This window comes from Chryseobacterium gallinarum (genome assembly GCF_001021975.1).
Taxonomy (GTDB): Bacteria; Bacteroidota; Bacteroidia; order Flavobacteriales; family Weeksellaceae; genus Chryseobacterium; species Chryseobacterium gallinarum.
The window spans coordinates 2754373-2775293 of sequence record NZ_CP009928.1 but is presented as its reverse complement, the minus strand read 5'-3'; the positions used below and the strand labels follow the sequence as shown (position 1 = coordinate 2775293).

General features: G+C 38.8%; 17 protein-coding genes and 1 riboswitch. Of the genes, 13 read left to right on the top strand and 4 right to left on the bottom strand.

What is annotated here, in order from left to right:
* The first annotated feature begins 21 nt into the window (after positions 1 to 21).
* The 6 genes from OK18_RS12500 to tenA all read left to right on the top strand — a co-directional run bounded on the left by OK18_RS12500 (position 22) and on the right by tenA (position 6192).
* Positions 22 to 1053 carry an alpha/beta hydrolase gene (locus OK18_RS12500; RefSeq protein WP_053328197.1) on the top strand — a complete coding sequence of 344 codons (1032 nt, stop codon included), beginning with the start codon at positions 22 to 24 and terminating at the stop codon, positions 1051 to 1053.
* A gap of 198 nt (positions 1054 to 1251) precedes the next feature.
* Positions 1252 to 3093: a carbon starvation CstA family protein gene (locus tag OK18_RS12495; protein WP_174441958.1), complete on the top strand. Its 1842-nt coding sequence runs from the start codon at positions 1252 to 1254 to the stop codon at positions 3091 to 3093.
* Positions 3094 to 3143: 50 nt separating this feature from the next.
* A riboswitch (TPP riboswitch) is annotated at positions 3144 to 3236 on the top strand.
* 59 nt (positions 3237 to 3295) lie between these two features.
* A complete protein-coding gene (gene thiM / locus OK18_RS12490) occupies positions 3296 to 4093 on the top strand; it encodes a hydroxyethylthiazole kinase (protein WP_174441957.1) in 798 nt (265 codons plus the stop codon).
* Entirely contained in the window at positions 4090 to 4725 is a 636-nt protein-coding gene (gene thiE / locus OK18_RS12485; RefSeq protein ID WP_050022528.1) for a thiamine phosphate synthase, read from the top strand. The genes thiM and thiE overlap by 4 nt, the downstream gene beginning before the upstream one ends.
* On the top strand, positions 4722 to 5555 hold the full coding sequence (gene thiD, locus OK18_RS12480) for a bifunctional hydroxymethylpyrimidine kinase/phosphomethylpyrimidine kinase (RefSeq protein WP_053328196.1): 834 nt from the start codon (positions 4722 to 4724) through the stop codon (positions 5553 to 5555). The genes thiE and thiD overlap by 4 nt, the downstream gene beginning before the upstream one ends.
* Positions 5542 to 6192, top strand: coding sequence for a thiaminase II (gene tenA, locus OK18_RS12475; protein WP_053328195.1), 651 nt, complete (start codon positions 5542 to 5544; stop codon positions 6190 to 6192). Before thiD ends, tenA begins: the two co-directional genes overlap by 14 nt.
* A 116-nt stretch (positions 6193 to 6308) precedes the next feature.
* Here tenA and OK18_RS12470 read toward each other — a convergent pair whose 3' ends face one another.
* Positions 6309 to 9050, bottom strand: coding sequence for a TonB-dependent receptor plug domain-containing protein (locus tag OK18_RS12470; protein WP_228377602.1), 2742 nt, complete (start codon positions 9048 to 9050; stop codon positions 6309 to 6311).
* Positions 9051 to 9266: 216 nt separating this feature from the next.
* Positions 9267 to 11597: an ATP-dependent helicase gene (locus tag OK18_RS12465; protein ID WP_053328193.1), complete on the bottom strand. Its 2331-nt coding sequence runs from the start codon at positions 11595 to 11597 to the stop codon at positions 9267 to 9269.
* A gap of 265 nt (positions 11598 to 11862) precedes the next feature.
* Here OK18_RS12465 and OK18_RS12460 point away from each other — a divergent pair, with 265 nt between their 5' ends.
* From OK18_RS12460 to secG, 3 genes are all read left to right on the top strand, one after another.
* Entirely contained in the window at positions 11863 to 13176 is a 1314-nt protein-coding gene (locus OK18_RS12460) for a M16 family metallopeptidase (protein WP_050022373.1), read from the top strand.
* A gap of 8 nt (positions 13177 to 13184) precedes the next feature.
* A complete protein-coding gene (locus tag OK18_RS12455; RefSeq protein ID WP_053328192.1) occupies positions 13185 to 15215 on the top strand; it encodes a M16 family metallopeptidase in 2031 nt (676 codons plus the stop codon).
* Positions 15216 to 15407: 192 nt separating this feature from the next.
* The gene (gene secG, locus OK18_RS12450; RefSeq protein ID WP_050022375.1) at positions 15408 to 15770 is read left to right on the top strand and encodes a preprotein translocase subunit SecG; all 363 of its coding nucleotides are present in this window, start codon (positions 15408 to 15410) and stop codon (positions 15768 to 15770) included.
* Between the two features lie 88 nt (positions 15771 to 15858).
* Here the strand turns inward: secG and OK18_RS12445 are convergent, their stop codons facing one another.
* Together OK18_RS12445 and recR are read right to left on the bottom strand one after the other, a co-directional pair.
* Positions 15859 to 16692, bottom strand: a complete 834-nt coding sequence (locus OK18_RS12445; protein ID WP_053328191.1) for a glycosyltransferase family 2 protein — start codon at positions 16690 to 16692, stop codon at positions 15859 to 15861.
* Between the two features lies 1 nt (position 16693).
* Positions 16694 to 17305, bottom strand: a complete 612-nt coding sequence (recR, locus tag OK18_RS12440; protein WP_050022377.1) for a recombination mediator RecR — start codon at positions 17303 to 17305, stop codon at positions 16694 to 16696.
* A gap of 251 nt (positions 17306 to 17556) precedes the next feature.
* On the opposite strand from recR, the gene OK18_RS12435 reads away from it, so the two are divergent.
* The 4 genes from OK18_RS12435 (at position 17557) to OK18_RS12420 (ending at position 20918) form a co-directional block, all read left to right on the top strand.
* Positions 17557 to 18162 (top strand): LURP-one-related/scramblase family protein, encoded by a 606-nt coding sequence (locus tag OK18_RS12435; RefSeq protein ID WP_053328190.1) that lies wholly within the window; start codon positions 17557 to 17559, stop codon positions 18160 to 18162.
* Positions 18163 to 18183: 21 nt separating this feature from the next.
* Entirely contained in the window at positions 18184 to 18675 is a 492-nt protein-coding gene (locus OK18_RS12430) for a hypothetical protein (RefSeq protein WP_053328189.1), read from the top strand.
* Between the two features lie 145 nt (positions 18676 to 18820).
* The gene (locus OK18_RS12425; RefSeq protein ID WP_053328188.1) at positions 18821 to 20263 is read left to right on the top strand and encodes an aminoacyl-histidine dipeptidase; all 1443 of its coding nucleotides are present in this window, start codon (positions 18821 to 18823) and stop codon (positions 20261 to 20263) included.
* A 73-nt stretch (positions 20264 to 20336) separates the two neighbouring features.
* Positions 20337 to 20918, top strand: coding sequence for an LOG family protein (locus tag OK18_RS12420; RefSeq protein WP_053328187.1), 582 nt, complete (start codon positions 20337 to 20339; stop codon positions 20916 to 20918).
* Positions 20919 to 20921 lie beyond the last annotated feature (3 nt).

Sequence of the window (20921 nt, the reverse complement as noted above, 5' to 3'; positions counted from 1 at the left end):
CACACTCCTTAAAAAAATTTTATGAAATCAATTCTAAACAATATTTTAAATTACAGGTTTGTTACAAATTTGTTTTTTATTTTTCTTTTAAACTATTCTAGTTTATTTTTTTCACAAAATTTTTCACAAGCTCCTGAAGCGCCACGGATAAAGAGCTCTTTACTTCCTGAAATAGCATTGGTTACGGAAAATATAGAGTATACAGTCAATAAAAAAGGAGTTCCTGTTTCACTTGATATTTATGCCCCTAAAACAGCTTCTAATGAAAAATTCCCTGTTTTAATCTACGTTCACGGAGGAGGATGGGTAGAAGGTGATAAGATTGTATATGCAGACAACTATCTGGAAACAACTATTGCCAAACTGATAGCCAGGCAGTATGCGGTTATCAGCATCAACTATACCCTCCTGAATAGCAGCACCCACTTCCCACTCCCGTTGGAAGACACCAAAGATGCCATAAGATGGGTACGAAAGAATGCGGAAAAATATAATTTTGACACCAATAACATAGGGCTATTCGGGGCTTCTGCCGGAGCGCACCTGTCACTTCTTGCAGCTTATACTCCTGATGAAGCTTTTACAGGAAATCCTGAGCTTTCTTCTTATTCAGCAAAGGTAAACTACGTTATAGACCATTACGGTCCGGTTGACCTAAACAAGCTTTTCCATACAAGACTAGGCACAATTCCTGTTTTTATGATTGGACGGATTTCAAAGAAGATTGTTAACCTGCAGCAAAATCTGGTAAAAGCACTTTCCGGTTATAATATCAAAAAGGATCAGGAAAGGGCCATTGAATATTTAAAAACCATCTCTCCTGCCAGCTATACTTCTGCCGGAGTACCCACCTTAATTGTCCAGGGAAATAAAGATAAAGTAGTTCCTTTAAGCCAGTCAAAAAAGCTCTACCGGAAATTAAAAAGAGCAAAAATCCAGACTTCTTTAATTGTCGTTGATAATGGAGTACACAGCTTCAATACAACTGATAAGGCTTACCTGGATAACCTTACGGATCAAATGGTTGATTTTATAATTTCCCAAAAGAAATAATCTGTATACACAATACCACAGATAAACACTTAAAAACCATACAGATAAATCATAAACAATTATACAATGTATCAAATTTGCTAAATTGATATACATATCAACTGTTTTAATGCATAAAATAATTAACTTGGCGCAATGTTAAATTATTTTTAATAATACAGCCAATCCTTTTAATTATTCATCACCAAAACAAACGATATGGATTTTTTAAATAATATCAATGCTTTAACGCTGATATTCACATCTGTTCTCCTTTTTGCGATTGCCTACCGTCTTTACGGAATTTTCATTGCCAATAAAGTACTCCGGCTTAATGATCAGCATACAACTCCCGCTGTAGAATTTGCAGACGGTAAAGATTATGTTGCTACGAATAAAAATGTACTGTTTGGCCATCATTTTGCGGCAATTGCTGCTGCCGGCCCTCTTGTAGGTCCCGTATTAGCTGCTCAGTTCGGTTATCTTCCCGGTGCTTTATGGATCCTGATCGGATGCGTTCTGGGAGGCGGTGTACATGATATGGTGGTTTTATTTGCCTCTGTAAGACATAAAGGACAGAGTCTGGCAACAATTGCTTCAAAAGAAATTGGTAAGGCAACAGGTACTGTGGCCGGATTTGCCATTCTGTTCATTCTTATTCTCACATTAGCAGGGTTGTCATTAGCCTGCATCAATGCCATGCATGAGGCTTCCTGGTCGCTGTTTACGGTGGTCATTACCATGCCAATTGCCATTATTATGGGCCTGATTATGCGTTATAAAAAGAACAGTGTCCTATTGGCCAGTATTCTGGGAGGTATACTTCTGATTGCCGGGATTATTGGCGGGCATAGCCTGATGCAGAATCCTGCTATGAACAATTTATTTTCATGGGATATTAAAACCATTTCAGTTGCGATTCCGTTATATGGCTTTTTAGCTTCCGTATTACCGGTATGGCTGCTGCTTGTTCCCAGAGATTATCTTTCAACCTATTTAAAGATCGGGACAATCATTATGCTTGCTGTAGGAGTAATCGTTATTCACCCCACCATACAGATGCCTGCCCTTACAGCATTTATTAACGGAGGAGGTCCAGTCATAGGCGGTCCTGTGCTTCCATTTATCTTCATTGTCATTGCGTGTGGTGCCATATCGGGATTTCATGCTGTCATTGCTACGGGTACAACCCCTAAAATGCTTAATAAAGAGAGAGAAATCCTCTTTGTGGGGTATGGAGCTATGCTAGTAGAAGGTTTTGTTGCCCTTATGGCTTTAATAGCTGCCTGTACATTAATGCCGGGTGATTATTTTGCTATTAATACTCCTAAAGAATCCTATGATGCTTTCCTTGCTGCTCATCCTGCTCTTCACGGAGTAGATATTGATTATTACTCGCAAAAAATAGGCATTGATCTGCATGGGAGAACCGGAGGTGCCGTTTCCCTGGCTGTGGGTATGGCTCATATCTTTAACAAGATTCCTTATATGGATCAGTTAACAGCCTATTGGTATAATTTTGCCATCATGTTTGAGGCGGTATTCATCCTTACTGCGATAGATGCAGGAACAAGAGTAGGACGATTTTTTTTACAGGAAATGCTGGGATCTGTTATTCCTAAATTCAATGATAAAAACTGGATTCCGGGAATTATCATCAGCAGTCTTCTTTTCACTTTTGCCTGGGGATATCTGGTGTATACAGGAAATGTAAGCAGTATCTGGCCGTTATTCGGAATCAGTAATCAGCTGCTGGCCGCGTGTGGACTAATCGTTTGCACTACGATGCTCATCAGGATGAACAGGGGCAGATATGCTTTGTGTGCTGCTATTCCGGGAGTCTTCATGGCTGGGATCACATTTTGGGCTGGTTACATCCAGGTAACGACCATTTACATTCCGAAGGAACAATATTTATTGGCAGCTCTTGCCGTTACCGCAATGGTTTTGATGTTGATTGTCTTTATCGGTGCTTTCAGAAAGTGGTATGAGCTTTTAAAAATCAGGACTACGGAAACCGATTTTTATGGTGAACAGGTAAAAGAGCTTGTGGAAAGATAGTAAGGTCTTCTTTAAATTCCTTTTACCATTGTTATAATTTTTATACATTTGTTTTGCTTTAGGGGTATTCTGAAAAGAATTGAGAGAGTCCCTTCGAACCTGATACGGCTTACACCGACGTAGGGAAAAGCAAATCTACATTCCTTGTAAATGTACTTTTGTTCCGGATTTTTCCTAAAGCTATTTTTTTTAAATGATAACAATGGAAAAAACTCTCTGGCAACAAGTCCAGCTTGTAAAACAAAAGTCACCGCTCGTTCACAACATTACCAATTTTGTAGTGATGAACAATACCGCCAATGCTCTTTTGGCTGTGGGAGCTTCCCCGGTTATGGCCCATGCCCGATCTGAAATCAGGGAAATGGCCCATATTGCCCATTCGGTAGTTATTAATATCGGAACTCTTGATGAATACTGGGCTGAATCTATGCTTATCGCTGCCGAAGCAGCTCATACAATGCAAAAACCCTGGGTTCTGGATCCCGTAGGTGCCGGTGCCACTTCGTTCCGTGATCAAACCTTACAACGGCTTTTGCAATATCGCCCTGCTGTTATCAGAGGGAATGCTTCTGAAATTATTGCCCTGGCTAACATCAATACCACAGTAACCAAAGGTGTGGACAGTACTGCTCAAAGCAACGAAGCTATTGATGCCGGTCAAATATTAGCCGGCCGGTACAACACAATTGTCTGTATATCCGGTGAAACAGATATTATCCTTAATTCAAAAGATCAGTTCTTTATTAGAAACGGACATCCGCTAATGACTAAAGTAACAGGGCTAGGCTGCTCTGCTACTGCATTAATAGGCGCTTTTACAGGTGTTGCAGAAGATAAAACCCTTGCTGTGGCATCTGCTATGAGTCTATTGGGGATTGCCGGGGAACTGGCTGCAAAAGAGAGCCCGGGACCGGGAAGTCTGCAAATGCTTCTGATTGATAAATTATACAATATAACAGAAGAAGAGTTTACTGCGCATTTAAAAATAGAGCAAAAATGAGTACTGCTTTTTTTCCTTATCAATTATACCTGGTCATTTCACAAGCCGACTGTATGGGGAAGAATTTTCTGACCGTTGCTGAACAGGCAATTCTCGGAGGAGTAGATCTCATCCAGCTGCGGGAAAAAAATGATAACACGGAACTATTCCTTCGAAAAGCTCAGCAACTTATTGAAATTACCCATAAATATAATATTCCATTGATAATTAATGATTGTGTTGAAGTTGCAGAAAAGGTAAATGCAGCCGGCATTCATGTTGGTAATAATGATACTCCTCCTACCCAGCTGAGACAACGACCTCATCTTCAGGATAAAATGATTGGTTATTCTGTTGAATATCTGGCCCAGCTTAAAAACGAACAGGCTGCTGTATCTGATTACCTGGGAATCAGTCCTGTTTTCAAGACCAGAACTAAAACGGATACGGTCACAGAATGGGGCCTTGAAGGAATTACCAAAATCAGGCAACTTACAGAAAAACCTTTGGTGGCAATCGGCAGTATTCATCTTGAAAATGCAAAAGCTGTCATCAACGCAGGTGCAGATTGTCTTGCTGTAGTTTCTGCAATATGCAGCGCTGCTGATCCTCAGAAAGCAGCATATGAATTAAAAAATGAGATTTTAAAATGAAAAAATACAAATATCCATCTGTTTTAACCATTGCAGGCTTTGACGGAAGCGGAGGTGCAGGAATCCAGGCCGATATTAAAACAACTTCTGCTCTCGGATGTTTTTCCACTTCAGTATTGACAGCATTACCCGTTCAGAATACCCGGGGAGTAAGAAAAATATACCCGATTCCCATAGAAGCAGTTGAAGACCAGATCAGAGCCATATTGGAAGATATTGTCCCCGATGCCATTAAAATCGGGATGGTTCACACTCCGCAACTGGTGGAAACCATTGTTTCGACCTTATCCGGGTATAAAAAAATACCTGTTGTATTTGATCCGGTGATGGTTGCAACGAGCGGCCATCGTCTGATTGAAGAAGAAACCATAAAAGCGATTACAGAAAAGCTATTTCCTATTGCTGATGTTATCACTCCCAATATGGATGAAGCCGCAATTTTAGCAGATATGAAAGTAGTATCCCTGGATGACCTGTATACAGCTGGAAAAAAAATAAAACAGCTTGGGTGTAAAAATATCCTTCTAAAAGGCGGTCATCAGGAAACTCCAATCATCACTTCATTGTTTTATGATGAGGATGGACATTACCATTCTTTTGAATCTTCAAAACTGAATACCAACAATACCCATGGCTCCGGTTGTACGCTTTCTTCCGCAATAGCCGCGTATATCGCCCAGGGGAAAACTTTATATGATGCTGTTTCTTTGGGCCAGCAATATATTTACCAGGCCATAGAAAACGGAATGGATGTACAGACAGGATCAGGTAATGGTCCACTTAATCATTTCTTTAACCCGCAAAAACTTATTAAAAATGAAATGGTCTGAAAAAAACTGGCTGGCTATAGAAGACCAGTATCAGTCTATTCTGGAAATGCCTTTTATCAAAGAATTATCCGATGGTAGCCTTCCACAGGAAAAATTCCGTTTTTACATGGCCCAGGACTCATTATACCTGGAACATTTCGGTAGGAGCCTGTCTTTAATTGCTGCTAAGATCCCGGATCTTCAGGATGTTCTTACTTTTATGCAGTTTGCAGAAAATGCCATTGTCGTGGAAAATGCTTTGCATGAATCTTATTTTAAAGATTTTGGCCTAACTGATAAAGGAGTTTTACAACCTGCCTGTCATCATTATATTCATTTTCTGAGGAGTACGGCTGCCCTTGAATCGGTAGAAATTGCTGTTGCAGCAGTACTTCCTTGTTTCTGGATTTACAGAGAGGTAGGAAATTATATTTACAAAACCCGGAATACAGTAGACAATCCCTATGAAAAATGGATTGCCACGTATGCTGGAGAAGAATTTTCCCAAGCGGTAGACCAGGCTATTTCCATATGTGACAGATTAGCTGAAAACAGTACGCAAGAAACCAAGGAAAAGATGTCGGAAGCTTTTATCATGGCTACCAGATTGGAGTATTATTTCTGGGAAGCTGCTTATGAATTGAAGAAATGGAAATAGATATTTCACAGAACCGCTGAAAAGAATGTATAAGAGTGATGTACTAAACGAAGCTAAGTATAACAAAAAAAACGGAACCCATTTTTAGGTTCCGTTTTTTATAAGTCTCGTTTTAATTAAAAATTAAAATTGAGTCTGGTGAAAACATATCGCCCGTTTTGACCGAACTGTGAAGTAGATCGTGAATAGATAAACTGGTCATTATTGGTAGAAGCCGGCAGGTTCTTAGTAGGATAAATATCAAATAAATTATTTACCCCGAGGGTCAGCCCTACGTTTTTGGTAAACTGATACGCTACGGAAATATCGGTGATAATTTTATCTCCTATTTTCTGATGTTCATTAAAATCAATAACTCCATCACCATTCACATCGATAATATCGGCTCCCGTTACCTTTCCGAAATAAGTGTTTCTAAGATAGAAATTGGCATTTTTCCAGGTAAGTGTATGAGAAAGACTGGCCTTTACCCTTGGCACTGCTTCTTCCAGATATACTCTGGACTTTTCAGAAAAATATACTTTCTCAAGCTGCGGAGACTGCAACAGTCCTGAAGAGTGAATATCCCCTACCTGCTTGGTCTGGTTAAGGTTAATTGCGAAATTATTGTCCAATTTTACCCCTGAAAATCTGGCATTATGTGAAATCACTACATCCAGACCTTTTGTTTCCGTATCAATAGCATTGGTAAAAAACTGGGCTCCATTCACGCCCAGTTGATCATAGACCAGCTGTGCATCACCAGGTACATTTGCTTTTAAAAATTGGTCTGTAAGGATAATCCGGTTATCGATTTTCGTAAAATATCCGTCTGCAGTAAAGGTCAGATTTACAGATGGAATTTTATAGGTAAAACCCACACTTGCAGATTTTGAAGTTTCCTGTTTCAATTTTGGTATTCCCAGCAATCCGGCGACTTGTGAATCATTACTAAAGGTCCCTACTTCCAGAAGTTGATTATTGGTAAACAAAGTAGAGGTTACATTATAATAGATCTGATGAATAGAAGGAGCTCTGAATCCTGTAGATCCGGCAAATCTTATATTAAAATCAGGAGCTACTTTCACTCTTGATGCTAACTTGTAGTTAAATGTCGATCCGAAATCAGAGTAGTTCTCATATCTTGCGGCCGCATCTACCAAAAGCCAGTGGGTAAAATTAAACTCTACATCTGCGTAAGCCGCCACAGACTGTCTGTTTTTATTGACTGCATTTTCAGGTCTGAAACCACCAAACACCTGTGAACCTCCAGGAAGTGTTGCTCCAAAGAAATCCGTCGGTCTCTGGGAGTTTCCGTTCCAGACATTCCCGAAAACATCATACGTCGTATAAGAAGCTTCTTCACCCGGTGTCATTTTAAAGTTTTCAAAACGGTGTTCACCTCCAAAAGCCACATTTAATCCTTCCCATACATCATATTTTTTCGAAAAATCCAGGTTGATTGTGTTTTGGGTGAATCTTAAACCGCCGGCATCAAACTCACCTGGTGAAGCAAACCGTAAAGATGTATTGCCGGTATTTTTGATAGTATAGTTGAATGAGTTTTGTCCGAAAGTATTACTCAAATCAATATTCCAGCCGTCCCATTTTCCCTTGATACCTGCAGCCAGAGAGATGTCCTGAATATCAGTTCCAATCTGGGGCAAATAGCCGTTGGGATATAATCCTGTAAAAGTTCTGCTCTGGTTAGGCTTCCTGTAAAATCCTCCTGAAGTACCATGTCTTAAACTATATCCTCCAAAAGTATAGACTTTCCAGTTATCGCTGACTGGAACTTCAGCATTGATAAACAGCTGGTGGTTATTAAGCTTGGACTGCCCTACCTGCATGTTGAAATCTTTTCTGGTCTGCCCCCGGTATGCTAACTCCTGATCAGTAAAATCTGCCCCCAAAAGCCCTTGTAACGCTCCGATGGTATTAGCTCCCTGGATCTGATTTTGAAAAGTAGACGTAAAATAATTAACTCCCTGAGCATACTGATGTATATAATTAATCAGCTGCTGAGAATTCGGGGTATTATTAATATTGTTAAATAGAGAAGAAAGATTAACCCCGTCATTCAAAGCACGTTGTTCAATAGCATTGTATGCATTATAAATTGTTCCGCTTTCGGCACCTGCCCTGGAAGTTGGATTTCTGAACTGGGAAGACCAGGTGATATTAAAAAAGCCGCCTTTTGTTCCTATTTTATTACCGTAGTTTAAATCTAACTGAATATTCTGACCATCAAAATTACCGGTATGGTCATTCGCAGCAGGAGTTAAGTTTCCACCATAGCTAATTTGCCCGGCCAGTTTTCCCGTATCCCTTTTAAGCTCCAGGTTCATTACCCCGGCAATGGCATCAGAACCATACTGTGCAGCTGCTCCATCCCTCAGTACTTCTATCCTGTTTAGTGCAAAAGACGGAATAGCATTCAAATCCGTTCCTACTGTTCCCCTTCCGGGCGTACCATTTACATTCACCAAAGCAGAAGTATGTCTTCTTTTTCCATTGACTAAAACCAATACCTGATCAGGACCTAATCCTCTAAGCTGCGCAGGATCCAGATGGTCTGTTCCATCCGAATTTGTTTGTATGGTTGAGGTAAAAGATGGGGCAACAGCATTCAGGATTTGCCCAATATTGGTCTGTGGAAGGATGATGGATGATTCTTTTACATTGAAAACATCAACAGGAACAGGACTGTCAGTCTTTGATCTTGCTCCGGCCCTTGACCCTAATATTACTACTTCTTCTACATTATTGGTCTTTACACTGTCTTTTTTTATTTTGATGCTGTCTCTTTCCTGTCCATAGGAAAAGGCACCCAGAAAGAATAAAACAGAAGCCGAAAGGATAATTTTTTTATTTTTCATATAGTTTAAAATTTGATTGAACATTTATGTTTTTACAAGGTGCAAATGTAAAATATATTCATTAGTCTACAAAATTAATAGACTTTGTTTTTGTAAAAAATTATGATCGTTTCTTTCTATCCCTTATTAAAGTTAAGTTTTTTTAAATTAAAAATATAAAGATTTAAGAAAAAAACGGATCCAATTCTTTGGATCCGTTTATGAAATAAATTTTATCTAAATCTTAGTAAGTTTTGCATATTTCAGGATTAGGTTTTTCTCTCCCTCATGCATGAAAACTACTTTTGCTTTGATATTTTGTGGATCTGTACCATCCAAAAAAGTGACTTCGCCAATTCCGAAACGGTCATGTCTTACTTTATCACCCACTTCAATATCTTGTGAAGAGGCTCCACTGGGGTTGATAATTTTTGCCGTGCTCACCGGCTTCAGTTTCCTTGGTTCCGGTGCAGGCTTTGAATGTTCTTCCCTGTTAATGGTCTTTTTCTCAACTTTTTTAAAGCTTCTTGCTTCAGAAGGATGTTCATCAAAAATATTGGATTTGATCCCTGCATTATTAATAAACCTTTTTTCCATAGCAGGATTAAGGAATTCAATATATTCATCATCAATCTCACTCAGGAATCTTGAAGGTTCCGCATCTGTAATTTTTCCCCACTGAAAACGAGAAATTGCATAAGAGAAAAAGGCTTGTTTCTCAGCTCTTGTGAGCGCTACATAAAACAGGCGTCTTTCTTCTTCCAGATCTTCCCGGGTTGCAGAACTCATAAAGCTCGGGAAAAGGTTTTCTTCAAGTCCTACCAGATGTACTACCGGAAACTCAAGCCCCTTTGAAAGGTGAATGGTCATTAAAGAAACCATGTCATCATCCTGATCTTTATCCTGGGTATCTGCGGAAAGCGCAATATTTTCCAGGAAATTGGAAAGGCTCGGGTCACCATCTTCCAGCTGCATTTGTTCTTCAATGAATCCCTGCATGGAGTTCATTAATTCCTGAACGTTTTCTACCCTGGAAATTCCTTCCGGAGTCTGATCATCTTTCAGGAACTTGATAAGGCCACTTCGCTTCGCTACTTCCATAGCAACACTGTAAGCGGTTTCCGTTTTCAACAGCACCTGGAATGCCTTGATCATGGACCAGAAATCATTAAGTTTGTTTAATACTCCATTATTTAGTCCCAGCTGTGGGGCATACATCGGAAGGTTATCCAATACTTTTGAAACTGAAATATTGTGTGCATCTGCAAACACGATCAGTTTGTTCTGAGTAGTTTCTCCAATCCCTCTTGCCGGATAATTGATAATTCTCATCAATGCTTCTGAATCGTTTTCATTGATCAAAAGACGCAGGTATCCGATAAGGTCCTTCACTTCTTTCCTTTGGTAGAAGGAAAGTCCACCGTATACTTTGTACGGTATATTTTTACGCCTTAAGGCATCTTCAAAAGCCCGGGTTTGTGAATTCGTTCTATATAAAATAGCAAAATCACTATATTTCCTCTGATCCCTGTTGCGAAGTTCCCAGATATTTCCGGCAACAAAATTCGCTTCATCAGCATCGGAAAGGGAACGGTATATTTTGATTTTATCTCCTTCTTCATTATCACTGAAAACATTTTTCTTAAATTGCTGTAAATTTTTGGCAATCACCACATTGGCTGCATTTACAATATTCTGGGTTGAGCGATAATTCTGTTCCAAAGATACTGTTTTAGCATCCGGATAATCTTTTTTAAAATTCAGGATATTATAAATATTCGCTCCACGGAAAGAATAAATAGACTGGGCGTCATCTCCTACCACACAGATATTTTCAAATTTTGAGGCCAATGCCTTCACAATAAGGTACTGCGAATGGTTGGTATCCTGGTACTCATCTACCATGATATACCTGAACCGGTCCTGATATTTTGCCAGCACTTCAGGGAAACGAGTCAGCAGCTCATTGGTTTTCAACAATAGGTCATCAAAATCCATAGCACCATTTCTGAAACAGGCCTCTACATATCTTTGATAAATCTGGCCGATAAACTTCATATTGGCCTTTTCATCAGCTTCCATCAGTTCAGGATTGTTGAAATAGGCTTTAACGGTAATCAGATTGTTTTTATAGGTTGAAATTCTTGCCTGAACTTTCTTAGGTTTATAAAGATCAGCATCAATATTCATATCTTTTAAAACCTTTTTAATCACATTCAGGGCATCCTGCTGGTCATAGATGGTAAAATTGGAAGGGTATCCCAGATAATGGGCTTCTATTCTTAAAATCCTTGCAAAAACAGAGTGAAAAGTTCCCATCCAAAGGCTTCTTGCATTGCTATCCCCTACTACCTTAGCGATACGGTCTTTCATTTCCCGGGCCGCCTTATTGGTAAAGGTTAGAGCCAGAATGTTGAAAGGATCTACGCCATTACTGATCAAATGGGCAATACGCATGGTAAGTACACGTGTTTTGCCGGAACCTGCTCCTGCAAGTACCATGAGAGGCCCCTGTAAAGAGGTAACGGCTTCATATTGTGATTCATTGAGTCCTTTCAGATAGTCCATACTGCAATTTTTTTGGGAACACAAAATTAAGGTATTCAAGGGAGATTTCAAATTTTCATACAGAAGTTAGAAACCGAAAGCCTGGTAATTGTACTCAAATGCTGAAACTGTGCTGCTTTTACTTGAAGTATAACATCAAAACGAAAATAGAGAGCGGAAAAATGCTTTTCGTTTCAGAACTTCTAATTTCCTGTCTTTTATTTCACAATATATGTAACATTTAATGCATTTTTGCTACTAATTTATCAAAACAATTTCTAAGTTTATGAAAAAACGACTTCTTTCTGCTGCAGCCGTGGCCTTCTTCGGACTCATGCTGAATGCGCAGCAAATCAAATTTGAAGAGTATGACCTTCCAAACGGTCTTCATGTAATTCTTCATCAGGACAATTCAGCTCCTGTAGTTACAACAGGAGTAATGTACCATGTAGGAGCAAAAGATGAAGTAAAAGGAAGAACCGGCTTTGCACACTTTTTTGAGCATCTTTTATTTGAAGGAACTCCTAATATTAAAAGAGGTGACTGGTTTAAGATCGTTTCTTCAAACGGAGGACAAAATAATGCCAATACCACTAACGACAGAACGTATTACTACGAAACTTTTCCATCGAACAATGAACAATTGGGGCTTTGGATGGAAGCCGAAAGGATGCGTCATGCCGTTATCAACCAGATTGGGGTAGATACACAGAGGGAGGTGGTAAAAGAAGAAAAAAGGCTAAGAATGGATAACCAGCCTTATGGAAATCTTTTCCCGACTATTCAGAAAAACCTGTTTACCAATCACCCTTATAATTGGCCTACCATTGGTTCCATGGATGACCTTAATGCTGCAAAACTTGAAGAATTCCAGGCATTCTACAAGAAATTTTATGTGCCGAATAATGCCACTTTAGTGGTAGCAGGCGATATCAAACCTGAGCAAACTAAGAAATGGATTCAGGAATACTACGGTGGTATTCCAAAAGGGACAGTGTATCCGAAAAACTTCCCGAAAGATGCTCCGATTACCCAGGAAAAAGAAGTAACGGCTACAGACCCGAACATTCAGCTTCCTGCCTATGTTTTTGCCTACAGGACTCCTGCCAATAAAGAAAAAGATGCCTATGTTCTGGATATGCTTTCATCTTATCTGAGCAATGGTAAATCTTCCGTTTTATATAAAAAATTAGTAGACCAGGAGAAAAAAGCACTTCAGGTAGCGGCATTCAATCAGGGGCTTGAAGATTACAGTATTTTTGCTTTCTTCGCCATCCCGATGGGACAGACAACCAAGCAGACTTTACAGGCCGATATTGATGCAGAGATCAAAAAACTGCAGACTACCCTGATATCGGAGGAAGATTATCAGAAACTTCAAAATCAGTTTGAGAACCAGTTTGTCAACCAAAATTCCAGCATTCAGGGGATTGCAGCTTCTTTGGCAACCAACCATGTATTGATGGGTGACACCAATCTCATCAATAAAGAAATTGATATTTACAGATCAATCACGAGACAGGACATTCAGAATGCAGCTAAAAAGTATTTGAATTCCAACCAAAGAATCATCATCAACTACGTTCCTGAGAAAAAATAATTTTACCAATGAAAAAGCAATTTACATATATAGCAGCGGCATTTTTATTTGCAGGAATGCTGTCTGCACAGAAAATAGATCTTAATGCAATGCCGAAGCCGGGGCCTACTCCTGCCATCAACATTGCAAAACCCAAAACATTCCAGCTGAGCAACGGTCTTACGGTAATGGTGGTGGAAAACAACAAACTTCCAAGAGTCAACACTACTCTGTCTATGGACAGACCTCCTTACTATGAAGGAGATATTGCCGGGGTAAGCGAGATCATGGCAAGCCAGCTTGATAACGGAACCACCAATGTAAGCAAGGATGAATTCAATAAAAAGGTGGACTTCCTGGGAGCTAACCTGAATTTCAGTTCGAATGGTGCTGCTTCCAATTCACTTTCAAAATATTTTCCGGAAGTACTGGAACTGATGGCTGATGCCATTGTAAATCCTAAATTCTCTGCGGAAGAAATTCAGAATGCAAAAGAAAGAACCATTGAAGGCTTAAAAGCTGATGAAAAGAATGCTTCTTCTATTGCTTCAAGAGTATCGAATGCCCTGATGTACGGTAAGAATACTTCAAGAGGAGAATTCGAAACCATTGAATCTATCAATAAAATTCAATTGGCAGATGTACAAAATATTTATAACAAGTACTACGCTCCGGACAATGCTTATCTGGTAATTGTTGGAGACGTAAAATTTGATCAGGTAAAACCTCTCGTGGAAAAAGCTTTCGGGGGCTGGAAAAAATCAAATACCAAATTTGCAGCGTTAGAGCCCGCTTCCAATGTTTCCAAAACAGAAATCAATGTAGTTGACGTTCCTTCTGCTGTACAATCCGTATTATCGGTAAGCAACCTGAATAACCTCAGGATGAAAGATCCTGATTATTTCCCGGCTACCATCGCCAATTATATTTTAGGTGGTGGCGGTGAAGCCAGGCTTTTTATGAACCTTAGAGAGAAAAACGGGTTTACATACGGAGCTTATTCCAATATGAGTGCCAGCAAATATTCTCCGGAATTCTCCGCTGAAACAAGCGTAAGAAATGAAGTTACCGATAAGGCAATTAAGGAACTGATGAACGAACTTAACGGTATCTCAACCGTAAAACCTGAAGAATTGGAAAACGCAAAGGCTAAATTAAAAGGTTCTTTTATTATGTCCCTGGAAAAGCCTGAAACCATAGCAAGGTTTGCATTGAACCAAAAAATTCAGGATCTTCCGGCTGATTTTTACACCAATTATCTGAAATCTATCGATAAGGTAACAGCAGCAGATGTTTCCAAAGCCGTAAAAACCACCATCCTCCCTAACCAAAGCAGAATTTTCGTTGCCGGTAAAGCGTCCGATATTTCTGAAGGATTAGAGAAACTGGGCTACCCTGTAAAATATTTTGATAAAGAGGCTAATCCCGTTAGTAAACCCACTGCTCAAAAAGTAGATGCCAACATCACTATTGGTTCTGTTGCTGATAAATATATCAATGCAATAGGAGGTTTGGCCGCCGTTCAGAAAGTAACGTCTATTACTATGGATGCTACTACCAAAGTTCAGAATATGGATATGACGATGAAACTGATTCAGGCCAAAGGCAGTAAAATGTTTATGGAGATGAAAGTAATGGGGAATACTGTTCAGAAAATTGTTTTTGACGGTAAAGACGGGTATGCCGAAGGTCAGGGCCAAAAAGTCCCTCTGAATGATAGCCAGAAAGCGGATATGACTGAACCTGAGCTGTTCCCAGAATTAGCTTTTACCCGTTCAAAAGATTTGAAACTGGCAGGCATTGAAAAATACAACAATGAAGATTCATATGTAGTGAAAGGTCCTAAACAAACCTATTATTACAGTGTGAAAACAGGCTTAAAAACAGGAGAAATAAAAGGCGGAGAAGGAGGTTCTATCCCGACAAGCTATGCTGACTATAAAGATGTTTCGGGGGTAAAGCTTCCATTCACCATTATCCAGAATATGGGAGGAATGGATATCAGTATGGCCGTACAATCTTATAAGCTTAATGAGGCTAAAGATTCTGATTTTAAATAAAAACAGATGTTTTAATAAAAGCCATCTCACTTCTGAGATGGTTTTTATTTTCCGAAGCTATCCACAACATTTTAGCTTAAAATCATTATTTAATTTTTAAACTTTTACAGTTGATTCATATTTCTCAACATCTTTTTTTGTCGTTCAGTAAAAAAAGATTAAATTTGCCCATTCAAAAAGATATCAGAATTAATGGATACTATATTTACACTATTGATGGTTCTTATTATGATTGCAAGTATTTTACTGGTAATCATTGTTATGGCTCAAAATCCGAAAGGAGGAGGTCTTTCCAGTACTTTTGGCGGAACATCATCCGCACAGTTCGGGGTACAGAGAACCAATGATTTCATGGAAAAAGCAACATGGACTCTGGGCGGAACTATCATTGTTCTTATCCTTTTAAGCGTTGTAATCACAGGAAAACCATCACAGGTAGCTCCGGCTCCGCAACCGGCCAAGAAAGAAGCACCGGCTAAACAAACTGCACCAGCTTCTTCCGGTACAACTACAACGACAACTCCGGCACAGACCCCTGCTGCACCGGCAAAGTAAGAAGATTATCATTATCTATACATTAAAAAGCAACTCAATGAGTTGCTTTTTTTATTGAATCCCTATCTTGGCTTATACTGGTCAACAATTATTTTAGTTTTATCTTTTCAATCTGGTGCCTTAGCTTTAAGCCTGCTTTCAGAAATGAGTATTGCAGGGGCTTTGATCCTTTATAATATTTATCAATAAAGGTTTGCATTGCTCCATAAAATCTTTCCAGATAAACCTCATCTTTTACCGTACTCTCCCCTTTTAAGTGAAGAAGAGAGACTTTTCCGTAGTAATAATTTTTATACCCATTTTGAAGAAGGGTATAACAAAGATCAATATCTTCCCCATACATAAAATAGGCTTCATCCAATCTGCCTATTTTTTCGTAAACCTCCCTTTTAATCAATAAAAAAGCACCGGTAACCACTTCTACTTCTGCAACAGCATTTTCCTCAATATCATTTCTGTAATAGGATTTTGAATTATTCTTTTTAAAATTGGTAAACAGCTTCTCAAAAGAGTTAAACATATCCGGAACTGATCGTTTGCTCTCCGGCAGGAAATTCCCTTCTGCATCATGCATACGTACTCCCAGGCATCCAAAACGGGGCCGGGAATCTGCAAAATCCAGAAGATCGTCCATATAAAATCCTTCCAGCTCTGTGTCAGGATTTAAAAGTAAAAGATATTCGCCTTTTGCTGATTTTATTGCTTGATTGTTGGCCTTGGAAAATCCTCCGTTGGTATCGGAAGCCATAAAGTGTACAGACGGAAATTCAGGAATAAGGTCTCCCCATGAACTATCTGTAGAAGCATTATCAATTACAATCACCTCATACTCCACTTCCTGTATATATTTCTGAATAGATAAAAGACAGTTTCTGAGTAATGGGGTAACATTATAATTAACGATAATAACTGACAGCTTCATATTAGTCTTTTTCGTTGTACGGCAACCTGTTGATAATAGACCTTCCTAATGAAATTTCATCAGCATATTCAAGCTCATCCCCTACCGAAATTCCTCTTGCAATGCTTGAAAAATTAACCTTGAAATTTTTAAACTTTTTATAAATATAATACGCCGTAGTATCTCCTTCCATAGTAGCACTTAACGCAAAAATAAATTCCTTGACAATACCTTCATTCAACTTTTTCTCAATACTCGGAATATTCAGCTGCCCCGGCCCTACTCCTTCCATCGGAGAAATTTTACCTCCCAGAATCAAATATTTCCCGGTATATTTCCCGGTATTTTCAATGGCAATGACATCTCTTACATCTTCTACAATACAGATCAGTTCACCATTTCTCTTTTCGTTGCTGCAAATCTCGCAGATATCAAAATCAGAGAAATTATGACATTCTTTACAGTATTTTATTTCATTGACCAGACTGATCAATGAGTTTCCAAGACTCGTTGCCCTGGAATTGGGCTGTTTCAGCAGATGCAATGCCAGTCTTAAGGCTGTTTTTCTACCGATACCGGGCAATCCTGAGATTTCATCTACCGCTTTTGCCAATACTTTACTTGGGTAATCCATAATGACAAAAATAAGGATTAAAGTTGAGAGTTATCAATTATAAATCGTGAGTTATAACGATAATCATAAGAATTATTCAGACTTCAATATAAAGATTACCTTACGATTATATATCCTTATTACCGTTTATTTCCTGGTCTCTTGTCTCAATTGTAGACATTAACATCACCAACCTGTACAGAATTGTCTGTTAAGTACAAAAAAACCTCTATATTTGCGGCTTAAATTAAATGTGAAAAAAATAAACTAATATGGTACTTAACAATCTTAATTATCCTCTGGATTTCAAATTCAAAATCACTACATTAGCAAGCGACTTTAACATTACTGATAAAAATGGAAATTATGTAGCCTATGTACGTCAGAAAATGTTTAAATTAAAAGAGGATGTTATTGTTTTCAATGACGAGAGCAAGTCGAAGGAGCTTTTCAGAATCAGGGCCAATAAGTGGATTGACTTCAATGCTTCTTATTCTTTGAATGACCTTATCGACAATAAAAACTTCGGAAGACTGGCAAGAAAAGGGATGCGTTCTCTCTGGAAAGCAAGCTATGATATTCTTGATGCCAATGATCAACCGAAGTTTAAAGTGCAGGAAGACAGTGCCTGGGTAAGATTCTGGGATAGCTTTGTAGGAGAGCTTCCGATCATCGGAATGTTTACAGGATATTTCCTGAATCCTTCTTACACAGTAACAGGTATTGACGGAAAAGCCTATTTTAAATTAAAAAAAATGCCTTCATTCTTCGGAAGAAGATTCCAGCTTGACCGGTTAATTGATATTGATGATGAAGAAGAAAGTCTGGTCATTCTTTCATTATTAATGATGACTCTTCTGGAAAGAGCAAGAGGTTAAAAAAATAAAATCACAAACACAATGAAATACGCAATCATTTTCTTTTCAGCATTTCTATTGGTAGCCTGTAAAAAGGATAAAGAAACCCTTTCGGGCCCTTCTGCTGCAGACTCATTACAAATTGTAAAAGATTCTGTAAAATCAGACCTTTCTTCAGGAAAAATTGCTATTGAAACTTTCCCTTTTCCTTCCGAAATCAAAGAATGCTCATGTTATTTTGCTAAAAATAAGGCAGATTTCGAATCGGAAAAATACATCTATGCAGATGATGCCGGAAAAACAGCTTATATGAAGCTGGACGGTAAAAGACTGGCTATGAACCTTATTTCATCCAGTGACATGGAAGTGGATGAGGAACTGACCAAAGAAATAGAAAGTAATGATTACAAAATCTCCGTAAAGGGTAAAAAAATAAAAAACGAAGAAGCTTTATTATTTGAAGGCACGCTTACGATTGAAAGGCCTGACGGTACTGTCGTTACAACCCCGATCTACGGAGAATGTGGATGTTAATCAAGCGAAATTGTAAAAGGTAAAAAAGTAAAAAAGCTGAAAAGCAATACGATTTCTTCCTTTTGCATTTCTATAGCTCATAAAAATGCTTCTGTATCCTACGGAAGCATTTTTTATTTCGTAAATTTGAGAAAAATAAATTTCAATGGAATTATCTAATATAGAACCGCAAATAATCTGGAAAAATTTCTCCAGATTAAATGCTGTTCCGAGACCATCAAAAAAAGAGGAAAAAGTAATTGCTTTCATCAAGGGTTTTGGTGAAGATTTAGGGCTGGAAACTTCAGTAGATGAAGTAGGAAACGTAATTATTAAAAAGCCCGCTACGGCAGGAATGGAGAACCGTAAGTCTGTTGTTTTACAATCGCATTTGGATATGGTTTGCCAGAAAAACAATGATGTCAATTTTGATTTTGAAACAGAAGGAATCAAAATGGAAATTGATGGAGATTGGGTAAAGGCTAAAGGAACAACTCTAGGTGCCGATAACGGATTAGGAGTAGCGACCATTATGTCTATCCTTGAAAGTTCAGACATCCCTCACCCTGCCTTGGAAGCTTTATTCACTATTGATGAGGAAACCGGAATGACCGGAGCTTTAGGTTTAAAACCAGGCCAGCTGACAGGAGATATCCTACTGAACCTGGATACTGAAGAAGATGATGAAATCGATATAGGCTGTGCCGGAGGAGTGGATGTTACCATCACCCAGCAGTATGAAACAGCAGCTCCGAAAGGACAGGTTGTAAGAATTGAAGTAAAGGGGCTACAGGGAGGACATTCCGGAATGGATATCCACAAAGGATTCGGAAACTCCAACATCATTTTGGGAAGACTGCTTTATAGTGGTATAGCCAATCAGAACATTGAAATTCTTTCTATTGACGGAGGTGGATTGAGAAATGCTATTCCAAGAGAAGCCGTAGCCATCATTTCCGTAAGAAATGCACAGGAATTTATAGAAACAGCTACCCTTCTTAAAAAAGATATCCTGGAAGAATTTGCCTCAGTAGAACCGGGACTTCAAATCAATATTGAAAACTCCACTTCATCCGACAAGGCGATTTCTGAAACAGATTCAAGAAAAGTAATCCTTACTTTAAAAGCATTGCATAACGGTGTTTACAGAATGAGTCCGGATGTAACGGATCTTGTAGAAGCATCCAACAATGTAGCAAGGGTTGAATTGAAAGAAGGATCTCTTACAATCCTGAACCTTACAAGATCTTCCGTAGAGTCTTCTAAATATTCTACAGCTGAACAATTGAAATCGGTTGCAGAGCTGGCAGGAATGAATGTAGAATTCAGTGGTTCTTACCCGGGATGGAAACCAAAACCAGGTTCTGAGATTGTTCAATTGATGGAGAAAATCTATACGGAGAAATTCAGCGAGAAACCTCATGTAGTAGCGTGTCACGCAGGTCTGGAATGTGGAATCATCGGTGCTAATTATCCGGAAATGGAAATGGTAAGTTTTGGACCAACAATCAGAGGAGCACACTCTCCTGATGAAAAAGCGAATATTCCTTCTGCTCAGAAATTCTGGAGCTTCCTGAAGGATATTTTAGCGAATATTCCTCAAAAATAAATAATAAAACAATTCTATAGAATATCCAAAGTCCTGTGATTTTGGATATTTTAATTTATAAAAACATATACATATGAAAAGTATAACAGTATTCTGCGGTTCAAGTTTCGGATCGGATGATATCTACAGGGAACAGGCTTTTTTATTGGGTAAAACTTTAGCTCAACAAAATATACAACTGGTCTATGGCGGTGCAGATGTAGGACTGATGGGGACTATTGCAGACGGCGCACTGAATGAAGGAGGAAAAGTTGTAGGAGTCCTTCCTTATTTTTTACAATCCAAAGAAATTGCTCATAAGAATCTGACAGAGCTTATTCTCGTAGAAACCATGCATGAGCGGAAAACAAAAATGAACGAATTGTGTGACGGGGTCATCGTTCTTCCCGGAGGATATGGCACGTTGGAAGAATTTTTTGAAATGATTACCTGGGCCCAGCTCGGCCTTCATAAAAAGCCCATTGGTATTCTGAATATTGACGGATTTTATGATGACCTGATCAGGCTGGTCCGGCATATGGTAGACAAAGGGTTTTTAAAGCAGGTAAACAGAGATATGCTTCTGGTCAGTGATACGATTGATGAACTATTGGAAAAGATGAAAAATTATCAGCCGCCTTCCGTTGGAAAATGGATTTCAGGAAAGGAAGTTTAACAA